Genomic DNA, 22423 nt, shown 5'->3' on the forward strand with positions numbered 1-22423 from the left:
AAAATCGTGACTCCACGGCGGAAAACAGCGGAGCGGGCAGAATTGTTCTGAAGAAGCGGCAGCGTTTGCCTTTATCCCCGGATTTTAACCTTTGAATGTTTTACACAATCAAGAAAATCTGGGGGTAACAGCAATCGGAAGAACAATCTGCACGCGTAGCGCCTCCACCCCCGCCACACTCACTTTTTAAGCTTCCACCTTATCCCGATTCCACCCGCTCATCCGCGGACGACCCACGGAGTAGTATTCCAGCCCGGAGCTTTGAATCTGATCCTCTGTGAATACGTTACGACCGTCAATCAGAACAGGCTTGTGCAAAAGAGAAGACAGCTGTACGAGATCGACTTTTTTGAACTCTTCCCAATCTGTCAGCAAGCACACGGCATCGCTTCCTTCAGCGGCTTGCTGCGGCGAGGAGCACCATACAATATTCGGGTGATTCACACGCTCCCTGAATTTATCCATCGCAATCGGATCATACAGCTTCACAATAGCGCCTGCCTGAATGAGCGTTTCTACAATTTCCAGCGCCGGTGCTTCACGAATGTCGTCTGTATTCGGCTTGAAGGCCAAGCCCCAAATACCGATCGGCACGCCATGCAGCTGACCCAGTGATTCACGCAGCTTGGATACGATCATGAAGCGCTGGTCAGTGTTCACCTCGACCACCGATTTTAACAATTTAAATTCATAGTCTACATTACCCGCAATTTGGATGAGCGCATTCGTATCTTTCGGGAAGCAGGAACCCCCGTACCCGATACCTGCTTGCAGGAAAGAGGAGCCAATTCGTTTGTCCATCCCCATACCGTCAGCCACGCAGGTTACGTCCGCGCCAACCTTTTCGCAAATATTGGCAATTTCATTAATGAATGAAATTTTGGTTGCCAGAAATGCGTTGGATGCATATTTAATCATTTCAGCACTGCGGATATCCGTCACATAGATTTTATCCGTGAACACCTGATGCAGGGTAACCATCGTTTCACGCAGCCCTGCATTGTCCAAACCAATAATGATGCGATCCGGGTGAAGCGTATCGTTGATGGCAGAGCCCTCTCTCAGAAATTCCGGAGCGGATACGATGTCGAAGGAGAAATTCGTATGATGGGCCACGACGTCTTTGATCTTCTCGTTTGTTCCGACAGGTACAGTACTCTTGGTCATAATAATCTTGTACCCGTTCATCGCTTTCCCGACATCGGCAGCCGCCTGCTCAATGTAAGACAGATTCGCCTCACCGTTAGCCAGAGAAGGTGTACCTACCGCCAAAATAACGATATCCGAACGACGGACCGCATCGGTCAAATCCGAGGTGAACTCCAAACGGCCAGCTTCCAGATTCAGCGAGATCAATTCCTCAATACCAGGTTCATAAATCGGAGATTCCGCGCGGTTCAGCATGTCGATTTTATACTGCTCCAGATCGACACATATCACCTCATTACCTTTGTGTGCAAAACATACGCCCGAGACGAGCCCAACATATCCAGTACCGATTACAGCCAGCTTCATTCCGTTCATCCTCCTTTTAGAAAGTTCACATAGGCTTGCTCTACATACTTTTTCAATTGATCCTTGAACGTATTTTCATCAAATTTACGGGCATGGGTGATGATGTCATCCACATTCCATGCATGCTGCTCGACCCTGGCGACTGCTTCCAGCACATCGTCCACCTCATGCTTGCGGAAAAACACACCGTTCACATTAGGGACAATAGTATCCAGCGCGCCTCCGCCCTGAAAAGCGATGACAGGCCGTCCGGCTGCATTCGCCTCCAAAGGCGTAATACCGAAGTCCTCTTCTCCCGGAAAAACGAGCGCCCGGCATTCTGCCATCAGCCTGTTAACCTCTTGGTCCTCAAGCCTGCCGAGAAACTCAATGTTCGGGGAAGCCATAGCCTCCAGCCTTTTACGGTCCGGTCCTTCACCGACAATGCGCAGCTTGAGACCGTTGCGTTTGAATGCCTCGATCGCCAGATCGATGCGCTTGTAGGACACCAATCGGGATACGATCAGGTAATAATCACCGATGCTTGCAGCGCGTTCGAAACGGGACGTATTAATAGGAGGGAAAATAACATCCGCCTCCCGTTGGTAATAGTGCAGAATTCTCCGCTTGACGACGGAAGAATTGGCGACAAACTGGTCTACGTTGCGAGAAGTTTTGGCATCCCATGTTTTCAACCGATTCATGTACAGCTTGAGCATGCTTTTGAGCAGGTTGGATTTGGACTGCCGGGCCATATATGTATCGTAATCCCAGGCAAACCTCATCGGTGTGTGACAATAACAAATGTGAAACGTATGTTTAGGTACCTGGATGCTTTTCATAAATGCGCTGCTGGAGCTTAACACAATGTCGAAATCCCTAAAATCAAAATCACGGATAGCGATGGGATACAGCGGCAGCACTCCTTTGAAATTGGCCTTCACTCCCGGGAGGTTCTGCAGCCAGGTGGCTCTAATATCCGCATCCTTCAAGTTGCTCGACAGGCGTTCGTCGCTGAACACCGTTGTGAAGATCGGAGCCTCCGGATACATATCGTGGAATACCTCTACCACCCTTTCTGCCCCGCCCATTTGGATTAAGTAATCGTGTGCTATCGCTATTTTCATCTGAATCATCCTTTAACGCGAATGTCGGTCAGACTCCTGCCAACAAACCCTTATAGTAATGAACTATATCCTTAACCGTGTTCTCGATGACAAAATGCTGCTTGACTCGTTCCATCCCTTTCTCACCCATCTGCTGACGCTCCTGTGGATGCTCCAGCATCCAGCGGATGGCCGTCTCCAGCTTGGCTGGGTCGCCCGGTTCAATGAGAAGCCCGGTTTCGCCCGGCACCACGGTTTCCTTGGGTCCACCCTCATTTGAGGCAATCACTGGCAGACCTGCGGCCATGCCCTCAATAATGACCTGACCGAATGGTTCCGGTGTAATAGAGGTGTGGATCAGCAAATCACAGCGCTGCATCAAGCCTTGAATGTCATCGACATGTCCCAGCAGCTTGACGTTATCCAGCCCGTATTCGCGCATCGTGGATTCCAAACGGCTTTTATATTCCTCTTCACCGAACAGGGCATCTCCGGCCAGCCAGAATTTAACTCGCTTATCCGGTAAAAAGGAGCGGGCTGCTTCCAGCAAAATATGCTGTCCCTTCCATTCCGCCAGTCTGCCGACCAGTACGACGTTAAACGAGTCATCGCTCCGTGGATTTGCAGACGCATCACGAGCCGTGATAGCTTTGGCAAAAGCGGAGTAGACGACGAGCGTCTTTTTGTCCGGGGGCAGCTCCAGCGCACTCAGCGTGGATTTGGAATTGGCAATGACCCCATTGGGCAAAAAACGCGACATCAGCCGGATGCCTTTGGCTACGATCGGCTTTAGATAAGGTGGACCAATGTGGTCACGGATGTGCCAGATCAAGGGAAGCTTTGCCGACTTGGCAGCTACTGCACCATACAGCGCGGACTTGAGCGAATTGGTGTGAACACACACGACCTTTTCCTCGCGGAGCAAGGGCGCAAGTTTTCTGCCGTAAGCCAGCAGTCGATAGGCTGCCGCAGGCGCACCCAGATTCACAGCGTTCCGTCCCCGATTGCGAATCGAATCGTCCAGTGGAACGATACGCACATCGATATCACGCTGCCTGAGCCGATCTGCCAGATCGCCCTCCTCCGCCAAAATGACAAGCGGGTCGATATGTTCCCCGATATTCGTCAGGATGTTATACAACGCGACCTCACCACCACTCCATCTTGCCGTATGGTCGATATAAGCCACTCTCATCATTTCGCTGCCGCCTTTCTGTCAAGGACCTGCCGGAACACATCTTCCACCTGCTCCGCTACATGTCCCCACGTATATTTGCTCAGCACATGGTCCCGGCACTCCTCAGCATTCGGAAGGAGTTCAGGATGATCCAGCACACGCAGCAGCCCCTGAGCAATGGCCCCGCTGTCTGTTCCCTGGAACAATAGCCCGGGGCGGAATCCTCTTAAAATCTCCTTGTTGCCGCCCACAGGGGTAGCCAACACCGGCAGCCCTGAAGCCATCGCCTCCACCGTGATCAGACCAAAGCCCTCCAGCGCCTGTGTCGGCACAACGAATAGATTTGAAGCCTGATGATACAGCGGAAGCTCCTCATCCGACACATAGCCGAGCAGCCTTACATGGTTCTGAAGGTTGTATTCAGCCACCTTGGAAGCCAGTTCCTCCATCAAGGGGCCTTTCCCCCCTATCAGCAGCAGATGATCAGGATGACGCTCGGTTACCCGTCGCCATGCTTCGAGCAGCTGCAGCAGTCCCATTCGGTTAACAAGTCGACGGACGGTCAGCACAATCGTCGCATTTTGTGGCAAATTCAACCGTTCCCGCACCGCTCCCCGATTCTCTGCCGGATGGAACCTTTCTACATTCGCCGCACCCGGAATGATATGGATTTTGCTAAGCGGAACCTTATAGTACTCATGCAAAATATCCCGAAAGGTCTCGCTCAGCACTATAAATTTGTCTGCCAAACCATAGGCCTTCATCTCAATGGATTTAGCCATTGTCGTTTTCAGCAGATGCTTGAGGCCCTGCCCTTCGATCTTCATTTCCTCTGTCCACGGGCCGTGGAAGGTAGTAACTACGGGAATCCCGCGTTTTTTCGCCTCCAGCGCCGGTCCGACACCATAGGGGGCAAAATGGGAATACAGCACATCCACCGGTTGCTTGTCGAACAGCTCTGCTGCATATTTTTGCATGAGATCTCTACGCTTCCAAATGGATTGCTGCTTGCTCCCAATCGAATGAATTCGGATACGGCCTTGCGCCTGCGGCTGCTCGTCAGTACAGATCAAAGCATCCAGCGTATTGCGCTCTGCCGTCAGCTGCTCACAGATGGATTTGAAATACGTGTTTAGCCCCCCTGGCTGCAGGGACGGCCAGCTAAGCCCCGTTGCCGCAATCCGAAAACCGTTATTGTACGACATAGCTGGTTTCTCCTTTCTGATCGGTCTGTCCGTCATCCACAATCTTTAACTTTTTTCGCCGCTTGGTCAGCTCATAATGCTTGAAGCAGACGAGAAACTCATACATCACCCAGAAGACCGCCACGGCAAATCCTGCCAGCCCTTTACGGTATAAGCCCTGAACAAAATACTTCTGAACGAAGCGGGCAGGAGGCCGCAGCAGCAGTCTGGTAATCCGAAAGGATTTGCCTTTGTTAAATGCCGTCTCTGCTTCCAGATCCGTATATTTGTTAAAACGTGTCATATGATCGCTGATGCTGCGGAAGCCGTAGTGCCATAGCACCCCGTCCAGATTGACAGTCTGGGAAGAAGCTACATCCGGCATTTCATGAACAAGACTGTTCGTAATGCCATAAATACGCCGATTGTACAGACGAACGAGGTATTCGCCTTTGTTCATCCATTTGCCGAGAAAATCACCAATCCGAAACACGGAATATGCTCTGGCCGGATCATGGAGTGTTTCCTTCACCTTCAGTAAATCTCCAAGCAGCTCTGCATCCACCACCTCGTCCGTATCAATCAGGAAAATCCAATCAAATTCCGCTTTGTCAACACCGAACATGCGCTGCTTAGCATAGCCCGGCCACGGGTTGGAAAACACCCGACAGCCCAATGATTCAGCTACCTGAATCGTATTGTCCTTGCTCCCCCCGTCAATGACGACGATATCGTCCGCAAAGGGCTTGCAGGATTTAATGGCAGCCGAAATGCGGATGCCGTCATCCTGAGCGATAATAACTACGGATATCCGATTGTCCGCGGGAACGCTAGACATGTGGTTCATTAGCGGGTGCCTCCTTCTTTATCTAACCGTTAACTGGTTTTTTCCGGATGTAGTGTGCCATCGTTGAGCGGAGCCATTGGAAATCTTGTTTGGAAATAACCAGTCTTGGAATTTTCATTTTCAGAACGAATTTAACATTGCATAAAATGAAAACGAACCGTAGAATCCCGGAGGACAGCATCGCTATCCCTGCACCCGTCAAACCGTATTTTGGAACAAGTATGGACAACAATGGAATTACGAGCGCCAAGCCGACACCCTGTAAAATGGTCACCAGCTTGGGCTTGCCCAGTGCCATAAATTGTTGTGCCAATACCATGGTTCCTCCACTGATAGCAACCTCAAGCACCAGAAACCGGAATACCGTAAGTGCTTGCTTAAACTCTGGACCATATAACAATGTAAATACGAACGGAGCAATCAGCGTCAGCATTATCGCGGCCAGAACGGTTACCGTCGAAGTCACGCGAAATGCCCGAAACGTGATTGCCACCGCGTCCTCCTTATTCAGCCCGGAGGCTTTGGGGAAGAGCACGACAATAATCGAGGTTGAAAATACATTCACCATTCGGGCCAGGCTGACCGCTACCGCATATAAACCGAGATCAGCCGGTCTGAGCAGACCTGCAATCAGAATCTGATCAATATAGGTAGAAACCTGCCCCATCAGATCGTTGCCGTATGATCCCATACCGTAGGTAAAGAGATTTTTGAATTGGGTCCAGCTGTTCTTTACCTTGGGTTTGTATAGCCGAATCATTCGAATCGTCACACCGATATAAATCGGCAGGCCTGGCAGCAAATAAGCCAGTGCTGAGGTATACGGACTCATATGGCCCGTCAGGATCAGGATCACCAGGCCCAGCAACGTGCTCAGCGGTACAAGATAACGAAACAAATTGTATTGCTTGTATTCCGATCGAACTTGAAGCAATGCATTATTGATTTGTGAAATCGCAATAAGCGGACACATCATCATGGAGCATTGCGCAAACAGTATGACCGATGAGGAAAAGGAGCGCAGCCAATAAGGAATCAGAAACACTCCGACTAGTGTCGCCAAGCCCCCGAACATCGCAGCCAGTAGCAAGGCGAGTCCATACAGCTTGCCCGTTTCCTCCGGTTTTTTTTTCGCATTGTAGATCAAGGCAGACGGTACGCCGAAGCTCATGCAGAAAGCGAGAAACTGGGACCAGTTCACCATGGCGGTCTGTTCCCCGCGTCCGGTAGGACCCAAGAATCGGGCCGTCAGCACGCCAGTCAGCATATTCACGACGAGAATCAGCATGCTGAATATCATCGTTTTTACTGCTGCCGAGCTATTATCCTTGCTTTTGGCAAAGCGAATCACCGTAGACCATAGTGTCCGGACAGGTGCGGATAATGTTTGTAAGTTTTGCACAGCCTTTACCTTCTTTCCGCGATGACATCTTTCGCCCACAGTCCTATTCCGATCATCATCCAGATCAGATAGCCGCGCATACCAGGAAAACCGTTATCTGATATCAGACTGGCTACAGCTCCAGCCCACGTAGCCAGCGCCAGTCTGATATAAGGCTGAGTGGAATCTCGCTCGGCAATACGGACAAGGAGGCGCTTGATGATAACGAACAGGCCACCGAAGAAAAAGAATGCTCCGAAAATACCGAAGGTGAGGAAAATGGCAATATAGCCATTATCCATAATTCCAAGTTCGCCAAGATCGCCGCCGTTATCCAGCTTGGTTCCAATTCCTACACTCCCGATCCCCTGTCCGACCGGATTGCCGGCAATCGCCGGAAGCATCGTATTTAGCAAATCCAGGCGCTCATTGTACGAATGATCCTGTTGAATATCCGTCAATGTCTGCATGCGGGCCACCAGACCCTCTGCCCCCGGAAGTTTGGGAACAATAATATAGAGAAGAAGACCGACGACAGCAAGTTGAAACAAGGTCTTCCACTTTCCTTTAGAGGATGAACTGAGAATGTAGGCCAGCAACATGACGAATGCAATCAGCCAGGCCGAGCGTACCAGCGTGACCAGGAGACACACGACCGTCAGCAGGATGCCAATCCATCCCAAAGTGCCGCGCCACCGTTTTTCCATCAGCATCGGTACAAGGGCCATCGCCAGGAAAATAGCGCAGGGACCGGGCGAGTTCATGGAAGAGAAAACTCTAATTTGAAGCGGCTCCGGTATGCCAATGGAATTCATTTCTACATGACTCATCCAGAAGGAATCCCAGGGCGGGACCGTCAAATACTGAATAATGCCGTAAATCGCCACAAGCACAGCAATATTGGCATATGAATACAGCAGTCGGTCCAGTTCCTTCGCCTTCATGGGCTTAATTGCAAGATAAGGCAGCAGGAGCAAAGGAATGACATAGTTGGCCAAATCATAAGCAAAAACAATGCCATTTTTGAACAATCCGACGACACTTCCGTAGCCCAATTCTATGCCAAAGAACACAGCAATCCGGGTCAGAGGTTTTTCCGCCTCATGAATGCCTCGCAGCACGGGAATAATCAACATGCTGCTCACCAGTAGTGGTGCCAAGCTCAACAAGGAAACCGAGTGATACGTCCCTTCCAGCCAGTCTGCAATACGCCGGATTTCCGGGCCCACTGCCCATACCAGCAATGTGTAAGGAATCAGCAGCCGCGATTGAAAAATTGCCAGCAGGAAGGCTGGAAAAACGAGTGCTAGCAATATGGCTCCCTGCTGGCTCGTGGTGGGATTCAGCTTGGCGCTGACAAATCCGATGGCGAGTGGCAGCATGCAAGCCAGCAAGCCCACGCCGAGCATGCCGATTCCACGCCGATTTCCCAACCAAATGGAAATCTGCTGATCTGCCAACCGACTCATATTTCTCACCCCTGACCTCCCTTCATACGCTCCTGCTTGAACATTTCCTTAAACAGCAGCACAAGAAACTGTGAATCCTCAATCAAATATCTTTTCCACAAACGTTTGGGCTCCTGAGACAACCGCCAAAACCATTCAAATCCCGTCTTCTGCATCAGCCTCGGTGCCCTCTTCACATTACCAGACAGAAAATCAAAGGTTGCCCCCACCCCAATCGAAATCGGAGCGCGGTAAGTCTCATAATATCTGTAAATCCATTTTTCCTGTTTGGGTGCGCCTACGCCAACAAAAACGATGTCCGGGCGAGCCTCTTGAAGCAAGCGGACAATGTGTCTGTTCTCTTCCTCATCTTTCTCAAAGCCGTAGGAAGGAGAGTAGCAGCCCACCACATTCATGTTCGGATACGATTCCTGGAGATTGCGCATGGCCTTCTCCGGTATACCGTCAGCCGCACCCAGAAAAAACAGTCGATAGCCTCGATCCTCAAATGCCTCTCCCAGCCGGGTGAACAAATCTGATCCCGACACCTTTTGCTTGAGGGGCTTTTTCAGCAGCTTGGACGCCCATATGATAGGCATTCCATCGGCCACTACAGCTCCTGCGTCCGAATATACCTTGCGGAATTCATCATCCTTGCGAAGCTTGATTACATGATCGACATTACAAGTTAAAATGTAGGAATGACGCTGATGTACAATAGAAGTATCTATAAATTCGAGTAGATCGTTAAAATCGTAATTATCAAAGTTGACATCGAACATGTTCACTCTGCTCATCGTATCACTTCTCTTTGCAAAAATCGGTTTGGGTAGACGTCTGGTATAACGTGTTCAAATACCAGCAAAACGGAATAATCATCTGAACCGTCGACAACGTGTTATCTGAAAACGAATAGATCAGAAAGCCCGCAATTAAGCTTGCAAAATAAGGTTTGATCGATTTGGCAAGCGACCGGTAAATGAGAACGAACACGACCAGCAATGAAAGCATTAATAGCCCGCAGCCGATATATCCCGTGTCAAAATAAAAGCGTATATACTCGTTATGCGGTACAACAAAGCCATTGAATAGCGTCCCGTCGTTCGCGACCGTTACTGCACCCAGCCCTCTGCCTGACCACGGGTAATCATGTACTTTGTTCAAAAAATATTCCCATGCCTCCGAGCGCCCCGACAGGTCAATGCCTGTATCGGTCTCCCGCTCGAAGGAGCGTTTTTTTAAATTGTTCCATTGCAGGGCCACCGCCCCCAGAGCAACCAAAAACGATCCGGCCAGCGGTAGCAAATAATTGACTCTACCTTTGAGGTACTGACGGGCAATATCAAACAGATACATAGCAAACATCAACAGCAATGCCAGAATCGGTCCACGTGTACCGGTGGCGATCAAGATGAGAAAATTCAATGCCAGTACAGTGTAATAAAAGGCAGCTTGCTTCGGCTTGCGCTTGATCTCAATCAGAGAGACGGCAATTCCGAGAAAGGAGAGCATCGCCAGATGCGGCGGTATGTTCGCTCCTTGTATTCTCACCGCGCCCGTAAATTCCACATCGGTAAACGAATGCAGCCCTACGGTCTGCAGGCCCAATCCAATGATCACACTGATGATCGGCAGTAAACTGATCAGCCGGATATGCTTATCCGCCACATCCTTTTTCCACTGAATCAATAGGAAAATAAAGGGGAGGGATAATCCGACGAACGCCTTCACTGCAATCGAGGTCGTCAGCAAAGGCAGCCATGCTGAAAACCCAAATGTAATCCCCAGCATGATTACCAACGCCCAGACCGGATAGCTGAACTTGAGACGAATGCCATATACGAGCATGCAAGGCACCAGCAGAGCCAAAATGCCTAATTTATACAATGACAAAATCTCAATGCCAAACACACCGCCCTGATACAGGGAATCTACCGACACTGCTGTACTTAGCAAAACCGCATAGCTGATGCGCTCCGGGTGGTGGATCGAAACGACCAGCAGAAGCAGCAGGCATACCGCAGCAATACTGACTACAGGCTGATAAGTAGCCGCAACTCCTACTGCAAGAGCGCCCAGCAGAAAAATAAAAACATGCTGTATGGTGTTTATTCTGGAAGTCCAAGGATAATTACTCATGTTCAATCTTTCACCCCGCAGCTGACTCGCTTTTCCGGTTGCGCAATGTATCCAGCGTCCCACGAATACTTTCAAACCTGCATCGGTTCAACAGCCTCCTGCCCTCAGTACGTGCCAGCAGGGAATCCACCGTGATGTATAACACTTTGGCTGCCGTCTTTGCCATCAGCATGACGTTGCCGAGCAAGCCTGCGACCTGTGCAGCGTTAGACATGCCCTGACAGTAGTAGCGGTTCATGATCCATTGCTTCGTTAATCGTGTAGCTGGAACAAAATGCTTCACAGCCATGTGAGGATGGTACATGATCGTCCCACCATTTTTACGAATTTGCTCAAATACCCACGACTCTTCACCAGACAAAAGGATATCTCCCTTTCTGCCCAAGTGAAGCGGGAACATGACGGCAGCAAAGGCCGTTTTGCGCATAGCCATGTTGGCTCCAAACGGATTCAGTCCCACCGGATATTCGCGGACCGCTTTCCCCAGATCAATAATCGTGTAAGGAAGCTCAAGCGGTCCTGTTAGCCACCCCGGTCGTTCCACCTCAAACATAGGCTCAATTTTGCCACCCATTGCCGTCAGCTCGGGATTGTTCCCGAAGGCCGCCATAATCGTTTGCAGCCATGTAACACACGGGATCGCATCGTCATCCAGAAAAGCAATGACTTCTGCTCTCGATAACGTAATGCCTGCATTACGAGCAGCAGACAACCCTTGTTCGCGCTCATAATGATATCGGAGGTGAATATCCTGACCATGTGCAACCGTAAATCTTTTGATCGTTGCCGCTGTATGATCGGTGGATCGGTTATCGACCACAATGATCTCGGCCAGCGCAAGGTCCTCCAGCTCCAACAGGGACATTAACGTTTTTTCCAGCAGGTCCGCCCGGTTATAGGTGCAAATAACGACGGACACTGCGGGACATCGCTTGAATGCATCCATCAGTAAGCATCCTTGGAGAACAGCATTTTAACGCCTGTTTTCATGATGATTTTAAGATCGAGCCACGTATTGCGAGCATGAATATACTTCAAATCCATTTGCACCATTTCATCGAAGCCTACGCTATTACGTGCGCTCACTTGCCAGTAGCCGGTACATCCCGGTGTTACAATCAGGCGTTGCTTGTCATAATCAGAGTATTGCTCGACCTCGCTGGGCAGCGGGGGGCGAGGACCCACTAAAGTCATGTCCCCGACCAATACGTTCCACAGCTGCGGAATCTCATCAATACTCGTCTTGCGCAAAAAGCTGCCGATCTTCGTAATCCGAGGGTCGTTTTTAATTTTGAACATGGCGCCGCTCACTTCATTCAGCTTCATCAAGTCCTTTTTCAGCTCCTCGGCATTGGACACCATCGAACGGAATTTATACATGTTGAATAACTTCTCATTCTTGCCCACCCGAATTTGCTTGAAAAACACGCTTCCCTTTGGATCTTCGAGCTTAATCAGCACCCCCACCACCACAAAAAGCGGAAGCAAGATGATCAAACCCACAAAAGACAGCAGCATATCAAGGAGACGCTTCGTGACCAGGTAAGACGTTTTATTCTGAATTTGTGTATTTCCGTATGGCATGTAAAACGCTTTACCTGACATGACAGCCTCGCCGTCCTCTGGTAAATTTTCCATGCTCATGCTGACGTACCCCCTCTCACCCTGCTGTAGTTGCTTTTTCGGTCTTCTTTAACCATTCATTCATGGCCTCCATAACCGGATGCTTCAGATCGTCGCTGGCGAGTGCAAATTCAAGGGTGGTCAGAATATATCCGAGGCGCTCACCTACGTCATAACGTGTACCTTCAAAATCATAAGCGTACACGCGCTCGCTCTGATTCAGCTTTTGGATGGCATCCGTCAACTGAATTTCACCGCCAGCTCCTTTTTCCTGAAGATCAAGATATTTAAAAATTTTCGGCGAGAACACATAACGGCCCATAATAGCCAAGTCGGATGGTGCTGTGCCCGGAGCCGGTTTTTCTATAAAATTGTTCACTCGGTACAATCGTCCATCCTGCTGATCCGGTTCAATGATGCCATAACGGTTCGTGAATTCCATCGGAACCCGCTGTACACCGATTACGGAATTTTGTGTTTCCTCATACTGATCCATCAGCTGGCGCAGGCAAGGCTTCTGACCTGTTACAATATCATCGCCCAGCAATACACCGAACGGCTCGTCCCCGATAAAACGTCTTGCGCACCATACCGCATGTCCAAGACCTTTAGGTTCTTTCTGGCGAATGTAGTGAATTTCCACTCCCGAAGAGCGCTGTACTTCCTCCAGAAGCTTCAGCTTGCCGTCCTCCAGCAGCTTCGATTCCAGCTCAAAAGCGTTGTCGAAGTGATCCTCAATAGCACGTTTGCCTTTACCCGTAACAATAATAATGTCCTCAATACCAGAAGCAATCGCTTCTTCAACGATATATTGAATCGTGGGCTTATTGATAATCGGAAGCATTTCCTTCGGCATCGCTTTTGTTGCAGGGAGGAAGCGTGTACCCAACCCCGCTGCTGGAATAATGGCTTTTTTCACTCTCTTCATCATCGCACTCATTCTCCTTGCTTCATCGAATTTTGGTGTTGCTTACTTCACCTGATTCATCACAATTCCAACCAGTGTCGCACTCGCCTGCTCCATGAGTTGCTTTGTTTTGCGTAGATCATCACGTTTGGTTCGACCGTGTTTAGCGACGAGAATCACACCATCCGTCAAGCCTGCGACCAGGCGGGCATCCGTGTAGTTCAGCGCCGGAGCCGAATCGAGCAGGATAATATCGTATTCACGTTTAAGCTCTTCCAGCAGATCTGTCATGCGTTCGCTCCCCAGCAGATCTGCTGCGTTATACAGGGTGTCTCCACCGGGAACAATCGATAGCTCCAGTCCACCATGCCTAACGATGGCTTTGGAAGAAGCGCCGCCGCGCAAATAAGCCGATAAACCTCCGGTATTCTCCATTCCGAACATCTCGTGCAACGCCGGTTTATGCAGATTGCAATCCACCAAAGCCACTTTCTTGCCTTCTTGTGCAAAAGTGACTCCGATATTGGCGAGCAGGGTTGTTTTGCCCGCTCCGCTTTCCGGCGAGGTCAGCAGTAGAACCGTTCCGCGGTCCTTGTCCCCAATCACCTGCTGCCGGATGTATGTACGGAGGGAACGAAATGATTCGGAGATATACGATGAAGGGTTGCTTTCTGTAATCAACATCTCATTCAATCGCTGCATATTTACGCTCCCCTACCCGTTCTTTAGAATTTCCGGTGGCCCCGTCGGTGTCCTTCTTGCGGATGACCGGTATAGATGCAATCACCGGAAGGCCGATATCTGCCTCTGCCTCTTTTTCCGACCGCAGGGTACCGTTAATGCTTTCCAGGAATACAATCGTGCCCAGCGCAATCATCAGTGATACGAGCAAACTAATCGCAATATTCATGAGCGGATTTCCATTTATCGGGTCAGGATTGGCCTGTGGGTCCGCTTCATTCAAAATTTTCACATTATTCAATTCCATCAATCCAGGAACCGTCTGCACGAATTTCTGGGCTACCGCGTTGACAACTGCTGCGGCCTGTGGATAGCTGCCTGCCTCAAACGTCAAGCCGATAACCTGACTTTTATCCGAGGATTTAATCTGGAGCTTTTCTGCCAGCTTTTCCTGTGTCAAACCGAACTCAGGATGAGTCGTTACAACAGCCTCCATAATTTTAGGTGAAGTGAGAATTTGCTTGTAGCTTTCCACCAAATTAAGACTTGTGTTGACGTCGTTCAGATTGTTGCTTCCCTGCTTGCCGGAAATATGATTAACCAGCAGTTGGCTTGAAGCAGAATAGACTGGCTTTACGACAATGTTGCTCACAATGTAAGTCGTCACGCATGAGAGGATGACAAAAATCGCAATCAGCCACAATCTTTTTTTGATCAGGACCAGATAATCCAAAATGGTTTTCTCCACAAAAATCCTCCCTCCTATACCATTTCTCTTCTTATTTTAAGTATGACTTTATTGTAACAATTGGCTCTGTGAACGGCATGGAACCGAATGGCACTTTCTCCCTCACTACAGGGGAAGGGGATTGTATACTTTTGGCTACGGCATGGTATACTTTTGTACCATACCTTTCGATTACAGAAAAAAAACTCAAAAAAAAGCCCCAAAACCACCGGATTTGGTGATTTTGGGGCTTTTCCGACATTCGCACACAGAAATGCAGCGCAGCTTATGGTGTTCAGCGCATCACCATATTGGTTGGCTCATACTTCGCCAAACCAATGGCATTGGCATACAACGCTGCCTGCGTACGATCTGCCAGCCGCAGCTTGGCTAGAATCTGACTGACATGTTTTTTTACAGTAAACTCACTGATAAATAACCGGGATGCAATTTCGCGGTTGCAGGCGCCCTGTCCCAGTTCGACCAACACTTCCTTTTCCTTCGGTGTCAAGTCGTCCGTCAGATTGCCAGCATCCTCGCGCAGCTTGTTTTCGAGAATAGCCGGATCATAATATTTGCGTCCTTTGTTGACCAGGTGAATCGCGTAAATTAGTTCCTCAGGCAAAGCCTCCTTAAGTACATAGCCGTCCACGGAAGCTTCCTCCGCTTTCAGAAAATCTTCACGTGTTGCAGAAGAGGTCAGCAAGATAAATTTGCTTCTGAACCCGCGCCCGCGCGCGACCTTGATAATATCCAGACCTGATTCGTCCGCTAGCTTCAAATCCAGCAGCACCAAGTCCGGATCGGTTTCCTCGATCACTACAAGTGCTTCCTGTTGATTCTGGGCCTCTCCCGCAAACTGAACATTGGGCTGCATGGATATAACCGCAGCAAGTCCTTTCCGTACTAAAGGATGATCATCGACAATGACAATTTTCATGATTCGGCCTCCTGTCTACAATTCAGGATTTGCACAATCCCTATGTATCCGATTGTTACCGCAGATTTTGTATTGCAGGATGTTCACACATCTTATTTAAGGATTATGCACAATCCCTATTCATAAGCATTTACCGGAATGGACAATCGGATTTGTGTTCCCTCCCCGATTCGACTAGAAATATCAAATTCGCCTCCCATCGATTGAGCTAAATATTCCATATTCATCATGCCCAGGCCTCCGCCTGCACTGACCACCTCACCTCCTGCTACCATTCTTGCCGTCTCAAACCCTACTCCGTCGTCATGAATAGACAGTCTAATCACTTGGGGTGTCAATTTTAACTTCACATCAATTCGTTTGGCCAATCCATGCCGGATTGCGTTCCCCGCTGCTTCGGAAATGATGCGGAACAAAGCCTTTTGGTACAAGTACGGAAGAGAATAATGATCACCATGAATATCAAAGTCAATTTGTATATGGTTCAGCCTGGAGAGCGTATGCAGATGGCTTTTCACCGTCCCTAACCAAGTTGAGCCTCCGCTTTTTTTCGAGCTTAGGCTATGAATTGCCCCTTTCAGCTCCCTGACCGCTTGATTGGCAGATTGCTGAATCAGCTCGATTTGCTCCTCCACCTGTCCCTTAGGCTGATGACACCAGGTTTGCCGGAGAGAATGCGTTGCGTACACAATGCCAAACAGACTTTGTGACACATTATCATGCATCTCATTCGCAATCCGATTTTGCTCGTTCCTTACAATCAACTGATTTTCAATACGCTCCAGCTCGTAGCGCTCCAGAAACACAGCACTCAGCTCGGACAAGAAAATCAGTTGCTGCACAAGCCAGCGTCTTCCTGTCAGACTTTGATCCGGACCCAGTTGGAGACCGATCGTCGCCACAAAACGGGTCGTCATCGGTACTGTGAGCATCAGAAAATCCCCCCACTCCGGCAGGTGCTTGAAAAATGGCTCGCGCTCTTCCCTGAATTCCTCCCGATAATTCCCCAGCACCTCGAACAGCTGCTCCTCTTCCTCTACCGTCCAGCCTGTCTGACTGCTTTCCGGCGCATCCTCCTCCTGACTATCCAGCCAGAAAAATGCACGGCTCTGCTTCGTCAGCTTAACGGTATAATCCGAGATCACCTGCCCCAGATTCAACGCCTCATTGTGACTGGTCGTCTCCATGATGTGGTAAATCGACTTGATATGATCCATCGTCTCGTTGGCTTGTTCCTTTGCCACCTTCAGTTCGTCTTTCATGACTCCGATGACCTGCATGGCCATAGTGGTTACGATCAGTACCAAAAACAAATTGATATTCTGCAGTACAAGATCCCATAAAAAATATTGACCTGGTGTAAAAAAGATATAACAAAATGTGAGTACCAAGCCGATATAAGAAAGAAGGAGGGTCCAACTGTACCTCATAGATAGGTGGGCACCAGCCACCAGCATAGGGGTAATGACATTCCATTTGAACGGACTATCCATCCCTCCCGTCGGGAACAGCAACAAGATGATCCCTGCGGTTTCTAACGCAATACTGCATTTCAATACCATATCATGAAGTCTGTACTTTCGGTAAATCCAAGTAAATACTGTAACTGATAAAAATAGAAACACAATCAATAATAGCTTCTGCCACACGATTAATCTAGATTGTTCGAACAGAAAAACAAGTGACGTTAAAGATAGTGATACATAACGGTACAAAAAAATCATTTTGTCTTCTGCTGACTTCTTCAACTTCATCCTGTCACCCTATTCTGTGTTTTGAGGGACGATGGGCATATTAGGTTTGCTTGTGCACTATAAAAAAATCATAACCAATCCAAAAATAAATAACAAGACATAAACTCTAACGTAAACGGTTACATTCAAAAAAATTTGGTACTTTTTATAACATATCTACCGTTTCAGGAAAACATTTTCGGGGTAATGTCAGAGTTTATAACGCTTGTCAAGGGCATAAATCACATTTCCAACCAAACTAAAAAAGGAACTTGCTGGTACCACCGTGATTGTAACAGCGGTATTCAGCAAGTCCTTTTTTTAGTAAACTGGATGGGTCTGCATTAGCCTCCAGCACGTGCCAATTCACGCATATTGGCTTCAAATGCTGCCAGCAGGGCTTCATCCCCGCTCAGACCAGTGGCCTCTTCTTTTTGTATCTGTTCCATCATACGCTTGTAGTCCTTTGGAATCACCCGAACAAACTGCTGGACCGCAGTCTGCCAGTCATCCAAAATACGTTGTCCCGCTTCACTGCCCGTATAAGTGACATGGCGCTGAATCAAGCCGCGCAGCTCCGCTGCTTCCGCAGGGTCCTCCACTTCCTCCAGCAACACCATTTCCAGATTACAACGGTTCAGGAACGTTCCCTCAGGATCATAGACATATGCAATCCCTCCAGACATTCCGGCTCCAAAATTCCGTCCGGTTCCGCCCAGTACAACTACACGTCCGCCCGTCATATATTCGCAGCCATGATCGCCGACACCCTCAACAACAATACGTGCCCCGGAATTCCGTACGGCAAAGCGCTCTCCAGCAATTCCGCTAATATAAGCTTCCCCGCTGGTCGCTCCATACAAAGCTGTATTTCCAATAATAATGTTCTCTTCTGCCTTAAAGGTCGCTTTGTGAGATTTTCTCACAATGACCTTACCACCAGATAGCCCTTTACCGACATAGTCATTGCTGTCGCCTTCCACACTTAGCGTAATACCTTTCGGAATAAATGCCCCGAAGCTCTGACCTGCCGATCCAACGAAGTTAAAGCGAATGGTATCTTCAGGCAGACCTGCTGCGCCATACTTACGAGTAACCTCGCTGCCCAGAATTGTACCTACTGCCCGATTCACGTTCGTTATAGGCAGGGTTCCCTCTACAGGCGTTCCGTTCGCCAGCGCCTCCGTAGCCATCGGTACGAGCTTCTGCATATCGAGCGTTTCTTCCAGACCATGATTTTGGCGTTGTACACGGTAACGCACGCTTCCGTCTTCCAGCTCAGGAACATGCAGCAGCAAGCTCAGGTCTACGCCCTGCTTCTTCCAGTGCGAATCGGCGTTTACGGTATCCAGACAATCTGTACGTCCGATCATTTCCTGAATGGTGCGGAAGCCCAGCTCCGCCATAATTTCACGGACATCTTCTGCGATAAAGCGCATAAAATTCACCACATGGGCAGGATCACCCATATAATTTTTGCGCAGCTCCGGATTCTGCGTAGCCACACCAACCGGACATGTATCCATTTGGCATACCCGCATCATAATACAGCCCAATGCCACGAGTGGCGCTGTGGAAAAGCCATATTCTTCTGCACCCAGCAGGGCAGCTACCACCAAATCGCGGCCAGACAGCATCTTGCCGTCTGTCTCCAGCACCACGCGGTCGCGCAGGTTATTCAGCATCAGCGTCTGATGCGTCTCGGCCAGCCCCAGCTCCCAAGGCATACCCGCATGACGGATGGAGCCTTGCGGAGAAGCACCTGTACCGCCGTCATAGCCGCTGACCAGAATAATGTCAGCACGGCCTTTCGCTACCCCTGTAGCAATCGTGCCTACGCCTGCCTCTGACACCAGCTTCACGTTAATGTCAGCACGCGGGTTGGCGTTTTTGAGATCGTAGATCAGCTCTGCCAAATCCTCGATCGAATAAATATCGTGATGCGGCGGTGGCGAAATCAAGCCTACACCTGGTGTAGAACCGCGTACTTCAGCGACCCAAGGATACACTTTGCGTCCCGGCAACTGTCCGCCCTCGCCCGGCTTCGCGCCTTGTGCCATTTTGATCTGAATTTCGTCGGCATTCACCAGATAATTCGACGTTACACCAAATCGGCCAGATGCTACCTGCTTGATCGAACTACGACGAGAATCACCATTAGCATCCGGTATGAAACGTGCAGGGTTCTCCCCGCCTTCACCCGTGTTGCTCTTGCCACCGATACGGTTCATTGCAATCGCCATATCTTCATGGGCTTCCTGGCTAATGGAGCCAAAAGACATAGCTCCTGTTTTAAAACGACGCATAATGGAAGCAGCAGATTCCACTTCATCCAGCGGCACAGGCTCACCGACAGGCTTCAGTTGAAGCATGGAGCGGATCGTCAAATACTGCTCAGATTCACCCTGCACCAGTTTGGCGTATTTCCTGTAAAGCTCGTAGTCTCCCGAACGAACCGACTGCTGGAGCAAATGTACCGTTTGCGGGTTAAACAAATGCTCTTCCCCGTCGTTACGCCATTGGTATTCGCCGCCCGAATCCAGCACCTTGTCGTTGCCGTCCTTGTCGGTAAAAGCGCGGTTGTGGTGGGCCAGCGCTTCCACTGTCACTTCCTCCAGACCAATGCCGCCAATGCGGGAAGGCGTCCAGGTAAAGTAACGATCAACAAAATCCTGCTTCAGACCTACAGCCTCGAAAATTTGGGCTCCACGGTAGGATTGAATCGTGGAAATTCCCATTTTGGACAATATTTTTACGACACCCTTGGTGGCTGCCTTAATATAATTTTTAACTGCTTTTTCGTGCGAAATGCCGCGCAGCAAGCCCTGCTGAATCATGACATCCAACGTTTCAAAAGCCAGATACGGGTTAACCGCACTCACACCGTAGCCCAGCAGCACCGCATAATGGTGAACATCTCTTGGCTCTCCGGACTCCAGCAAAATGCTTACACGTGTGCGTGTGCCCTGTTTGATCAGATGATGATGCAGGCTGGAAACAGCCAGCAACGCCGGAATGGCCGCATTGTCTGCATCCACTCCACGGTCAGACAGAATGAGGATGTTATGCCCCTTGTCAATGACACGGTCAGCCGCTTCAAACAATCCTTCCAGTGCCTTACGCAAGCCTTCTGCGCCTTCCTTTGCTTCAAAGAAGATCGGAATCGTCATCGACTTGAAGCCCGGACGGTGTACATGGCGAATTTTGGCAAATTCCTCATTGGACAGCACCGGTGAGTCCAAACGAATCTGACGACAGCTTTCCGGCTCAGGATGCAGCAGGTTACGCTCCGGTCCAATCGTAGTTGCCGTCGACGTTACAATCTCTTCACGAATGGCATCAATCGGCGGATTGGTAACTTGTGCGAACATTTGTTTAAAATAGTTATACAAACGTTGTGGACGATCAGACAGCACCGCAAGTGGAGCATCGTACCCCATCGATCCGATCGGCTCCGCACCTGTGAGCGCCATCGGCTCCAGCAGCTTGCGCAGTTCTTCAAACGTATATCCAAATGCCAGCTGAAGCTGGTTAACATTTTCGTGCTTCGGCTCCGGCTGCTCCAATGCCTCTGGCAGTTCCTCCAGATCAATCAAATGCTCATCCAGCCATTGCTGATAAGGCTCCTCGGAAGCGATACGTTCTTTCAACTCTTCGTCAGAAATGATGCGCCCTTCCTGGGTATCCACCAGCAGCATCCGGCCCGGACGAAGACGATCCTTGTACAGCACATTTTCAGGGGCGATATCCAGCACACCCGCCTCTGAAGACAGTGCGATCAGATCATCTTTGGTCACATAGTAACGTGCAGGACGCAGGCCGTTACGGTCCAGAATCGCCCCGATTTGGATACCGTCCGTAAACGCCATCGCTGCCGGTCCGTCCCACGGCTCCATCATGGTACTGTGGTATTCATAAAATGCCCGTTTTTTCGGGTCCATCGTCTCATGTTTGTTCCAAGGCTCCGGCACCATCATCATAGCTACATGAGGCAAGGAACGTCCGCTCAGATACAAAAACTCCAGCGTATTATCAAACATGGCTGTATCTGAACCATCCGGGTTAATGACTGGTTTTACCTTCGCGATATCTTCGCCAAACGCTTCACTTTCAAACTGTGCCTGACGCGCATGCATCCAGTTCACATTGCCGCGCATGGTGTTAATTTCACCGTTGTGAATCATAAAACGGTAAGGATGCGCACGATCCCAGCTCGGGAAGGTATTCGTACTGAAACGGGAATGGATCAGCGCAATCGCCGATGTCACCCGCTCATCCTGCAAATCCAAATAAAATTTGCCCACCTGCTCGGTTGTCAGCATTCCCTTGTATACAACCTTGCGGCATGACAAGCTCGGAATATAGAACGATTCGCCGTGCTGCTCCTCTTGGCTATAACGAATAGCAAGCTCTGCACGCTTGCGAATGATATACAGCTTCCGTTCAAAGTCCAGCTCTTCCTTCAAATCGCTACTGCGGCCGATGAACACCTGACGCACGCCCGGTTTAGCCGCTTTTGCCGATTTGCCCAGCATTTCGTCATAAGTTGGTACATCGCGGAAGCCCAAACAATTTTGGCCTTCGTCCACGATGATCTCTCTCAGCTTCTGCTCATGTGCCTCACGGATCTTTGGATCATTGGATACAAAAAGCATGCCTACGCCGTAATATCCGGCCTTTGGCAGCTTGAAGCCCAAGCGCTCCGCTTCCTCTTGAAAAAACAGATGGGGCACCTGAATCATAATCCCCGCTCCGTCACCGGAGTTTGGTTCACTTCCCTGACCGCCCCGATGCTCCATATTGACGAGCATGGTCAAAGCCTGACTTACAATATCGTGTGATGGTTTTCCCTTGATGTGGGCAACAAAGCCCATGCCGCAGGCGTCTTTTTCGAATTGGGGATCATATAGTCCCTGTTTGGGTGGTAAACCTGTCTGTCTCATGGAACGCAACCTTTCTGTTATAAAGTCATGCTGGCCTGAAATACAGGCGGCCGAATAGAAGACAGTGGCAACAAGAGGTAAATCAAAGAACAA

The 22423-nt window shown here is 49.6% G+C and carries 17 protein-coding genes; all 17 read right to left on the reverse strand.

The window, feature by feature from the left end; genetic code table 11:
• Positions 1-186: 186 nt before the first annotated feature.
• The 17 genes from KQI_RS0125930 to gltB all read right to left on the reverse strand — a co-directional run bounded on the left by KQI_RS0125930 (position 187) and on the right by gltB (position 22330).
• The gene (locus KQI_RS0125930; RefSeq protein WP_010349818.1) at positions 187-1515 is read right to left on the reverse strand and encodes a UDP-glucose dehydrogenase family protein; all 1329 of its coding nucleotides are present in this window, start codon (positions 1513-1515) and stop codon (positions 187-189) included.
• Between the two features lie 5 nt (positions 1516-1520).
• The gene (locus KQI_RS0125935; RefSeq protein ID WP_010349819.1) at positions 1521-2621 is read right to left on the reverse strand and encodes a glycosyltransferase; all 1101 of its coding nucleotides are present in this window, start codon (positions 2619-2621) and stop codon (positions 1521-1523) included.
• 28 nt (positions 2622-2649) lie between these two features.
• On the reverse strand, positions 2650-3798 hold the full coding sequence (locus KQI_RS0125940) for a glycosyltransferase family 4 protein (protein WP_029390349.1): 1149 nt from the start codon (positions 3796-3798) through the stop codon (positions 2650-2652).
• Complete coding sequence (locus KQI_RS0125945) at positions 3795-4982, reverse strand: glycosyltransferase family 4 protein (RefSeq protein ID WP_010349821.1); 1188 nt, start codon at positions 4980-4982, stop codon at positions 3795-3797. Before KQI_RS0125945 ends, KQI_RS0125940 begins: the two co-directional genes overlap by 4 nt.
• The gene (locus tag KQI_RS0125950) at positions 4969-5808 is read right to left on the reverse strand and encodes a glycosyltransferase family 2 protein (RefSeq protein WP_010349823.1); all 840 of its coding nucleotides are present in this window, start codon (positions 5806-5808) and stop codon (positions 4969-4971) included. The genes KQI_RS0125945 and KQI_RS0125950 overlap by 14 nt, the downstream gene beginning before the upstream one ends.
• 22 nt (positions 5809-5830) lie before the next feature.
• A complete protein-coding gene (locus KQI_RS0125955) occupies positions 5831-7210 on the reverse strand; it encodes a lipopolysaccharide biosynthesis protein (protein WP_010349824.1) in 1380 nt (459 codons plus the stop codon).
• Between the two features lie 5 nt (positions 7211-7215).
• Positions 7216-8658: an O-antigen ligase family protein gene (locus KQI_RS0125960; protein WP_010349825.1), complete on the reverse strand. Its 1443-nt coding sequence runs from the start codon at positions 8656-8658 to the stop codon at positions 7216-7218.
• A 5-nt stretch (positions 8659-8663) separates the two neighbouring features.
• The gene (locus KQI_RS0125965; RefSeq protein WP_010349826.1) at positions 8664-9434 is read right to left on the reverse strand and encodes a WecB/TagA/CpsF family glycosyltransferase; all 771 of its coding nucleotides are present in this window, start codon (positions 9432-9434) and stop codon (positions 8664-8666) included.
• A 4-nt stretch (positions 9435-9438) separates the two neighbouring features.
• On the reverse strand, positions 9439-10776 hold the full coding sequence (locus KQI_RS0125970; RefSeq protein ID WP_010349827.1) for an O-antigen ligase family protein: 1338 nt from the start codon (positions 10774-10776) through the stop codon (positions 9439-9441).
• 10 nt (positions 10777-10786) lie between these two features.
• Positions 10787-11722, reverse strand: coding sequence for a glycosyltransferase (locus KQI_RS0125975; protein WP_010349828.1), 936 nt, complete (start codon positions 11720-11722; stop codon positions 10787-10789).
• Complete coding sequence (locus KQI_RS0125980) at positions 11722-12420, reverse strand: sugar transferase (RefSeq protein WP_010349829.1); 699 nt, start codon at positions 12418-12420, stop codon at positions 11722-11724. Before KQI_RS0125980 ends, KQI_RS0125975 begins: the two co-directional genes overlap by 1 nt.
• Before the next feature lie 16 nt (positions 12421-12436).
• The gene (gene galU, locus KQI_RS0125985; RefSeq protein WP_010349830.1) at positions 12437-13327 is read right to left on the reverse strand and encodes a UTP--glucose-1-phosphate uridylyltransferase GalU; all 891 of its coding nucleotides are present in this window, start codon (positions 13325-13327) and stop codon (positions 12437-12439) included.
• 42 nt (positions 13328-13369) lie between these two features.
• Positions 13370-14008, reverse strand: coding sequence for a CpsD/CapB family tyrosine-protein kinase (locus KQI_RS0125990; RefSeq protein WP_010349831.1), 639 nt, complete (start codon positions 14006-14008; stop codon positions 13370-13372).
• A complete protein-coding gene (locus KQI_RS0125995; protein ID WP_010349833.1) occupies positions 13992-14735 on the reverse strand; it encodes a YveK family protein in 744 nt (247 codons plus the stop codon). The genes KQI_RS0125990 and KQI_RS0125995 overlap by 17 nt, the downstream gene beginning before the upstream one ends.
• A gap of 274 nt (positions 14736-15009) precedes the next feature.
• Positions 15010-15654 (reverse strand): response regulator, encoded by a 645-nt coding sequence (locus KQI_RS0126000; protein ID WP_010349834.1) that lies wholly within the window; start codon positions 15652-15654, stop codon positions 15010-15012.
• Between the two features lie 116 nt (positions 15655-15770).
• The gene (locus KQI_RS0126005) at positions 15771-17408 is read right to left on the reverse strand and encodes a sensor histidine kinase (protein WP_010349835.1); all 1638 of its coding nucleotides are present in this window, start codon (positions 17406-17408) and stop codon (positions 15771-15773) included.
• A gap of 323 nt (positions 17409-17731) precedes the next feature.
• Entirely contained in the window at positions 17732-22330 is a 4599-nt protein-coding gene (gltB, locus tag KQI_RS0126010) for a glutamate synthase large subunit (protein ID WP_010349836.1), read from the reverse strand.
• Positions 22331-22423: the final 93 nt, after the last annotated feature.

Origin of the sequence: Paenibacillus peoriae KCTC 3763 (assembly GCF_000236805.1) — a bacterium.
Lineage (GTDB): Bacteria > Bacillota > Bacilli > Paenibacillales > Paenibacillaceae > Paenibacillus > Paenibacillus peoriae.